The organism is Sphingomonas arabinosi (assembly GCF_036663715.1).
GTDB lineage: Bacteria > Pseudomonadota > Alphaproteobacteria > Sphingomonadales > Sphingomonadaceae > Sphingomonas.
This window is the reverse complement of sequence record NZ_JAXOJN010000058.1, coordinates 1-1,398: the sequence shown is the minus strand read 5'-3', so window position 1 is coordinate 1,398 and position 1,398 is coordinate 1. Positions and strand designations below refer to the sequence as shown.

The window sequence follows — 1,398 nt, the reverse complement described above, 5'->3', positions numbered from 1 at the left end:
ATTGCGAGATGGGGTGGTTGCCGCCCTCCCAGACGGCATCGCGATGTGCCAGAAAAGTGGAGTTTGAGGCCACTGAGCAGAAAGGACGGCAACCGTGACAAACGATACGATGATCGGGGTGGATTTGGCAAAGTCCGTTTTCCAGGTGCACGGCGCCTCGATGACGGGCGAGCTCAGATTTCGCAAAAAGCTATCGCGACAGAACTTCCCCAAGTTCATGGCCGACCAACCCCCGGCAGTGGTCGTGATGGAGGCGTGTGGCAGCGCGCATCACTGGGCCAGGGAGATGGTCCGGCTTGGTCATGAGGTCAGGCTGATCGCGCCGCATTACGTGAAGCCGTTCGTCAAACGTCAGAAGAATGACGAGGCCGACGCGGAAGCGATCGTGATTGCCGCGCAGCGGCCGGAAATGCGCTTTGTTCAACCCAGGACCGCCGATCAGCAGAGCAGTGCCATCCTGTACCGCTCACGGCAGCGTCTCGTCCGCCAGCGTACCGAACTCGTGAACGCGCTCAGGGCCAGTCTTTACGAATATGGCCACGTCGTTCCGTTGGGCATCCAGCATATCAAGCGCATTCGCGAGATAGTGGAGGCCCCGAACAGTGATCTGCCCGCGCTGATGCGGGAGGAATGCGTGGAGATGCTCGATCAGATCAGCGAACAGACGGACCGGATCGCGGGCCGGACCGCAAAGATCAAGGCGTTGGCGGCCGCAACGGATAGTGCTCGACGCCTGCAGACCGTTCCGGGCGTTGGGCCACTAACGGCGATGGCGGTGGAAGCCTTTGCGCCACCAATGGAGAGCTTTCGCAAGGGCCGGGATTTTGCGGCTTGGCTCGGCCTGGTCCCTCGCCAGTTTTCCTCGGGCGGCAAGGAAAGGCTTGGTCGCATCACCAAGGCGGGACAGGCCGATATCCGACAGATGCTGATCATCGGAGCAATGTCGCGGCTGAACTGGATGGGGCGAAAATCGATCCCGGAAGGTTCGTGGCTCGCTGGCATGCTGGGTCGCAAGCCCAGAATGCTCGTGGCGATCGCCCTGGCCAACAAGATGGCTCGGCAAATCTGGGCCATGCTGACCAGAAATGAGAATTATCGAGATCCGGCGCTGGCTATGACTGCTTGATATCAGAGTAGTCCATGCCACGCGGATGAAGGGAGTGTGAGAAGGCGACGACCCGAATGGGCAAAATGATCGAACAGATCTAGATCAGGAAAACCAGTTAGCGGCTCCGAGCTTCAAGCTCTCTTGCGAGATTTGGACCTGATCTGCGGATCACCATACCGGCCAGCGGTCTTTCGAAAATGCCGCGCATACAGGCCTTACAGAAGACCGCGCTCGATCACTCGCACATTGGTGTAAAAACCCTCTTGCATCACGGGCGGCAACCACAGAAG

At 59.2% G+C, this 1,398-nt stretch carries 1 protein-coding gene; it reads left to right on the top strand.

Annotated features, from left to right (window positions below; all coding sequences use genetic code 11):
- The first annotated feature begins 109 nt into the window (after positions 1-109).
- Positions 110-1,126 carry an IS110 family RNA-guided transposase gene (locus U1708_RS20625; RefSeq protein WP_037533488.1) on the top strand — a complete coding sequence of 339 codons (1,017 nt, stop codon included), beginning with the start codon at positions 110-112 and terminating at the stop codon, positions 1,124-1,126.
- The last annotated feature ends 272 nt before the right edge of the window (positions 1,127-1,398 follow it).

What these genes read in the sequence shown, in the direction of transcription:
- U1708_RS20625 (WP_037533488.1), top strand. Translation starts at nt 110, where the DNA reads ATGATCGGGGTGGATTTGGCAAAGTCCGTTTTCCAGGTGCACGGCGCC.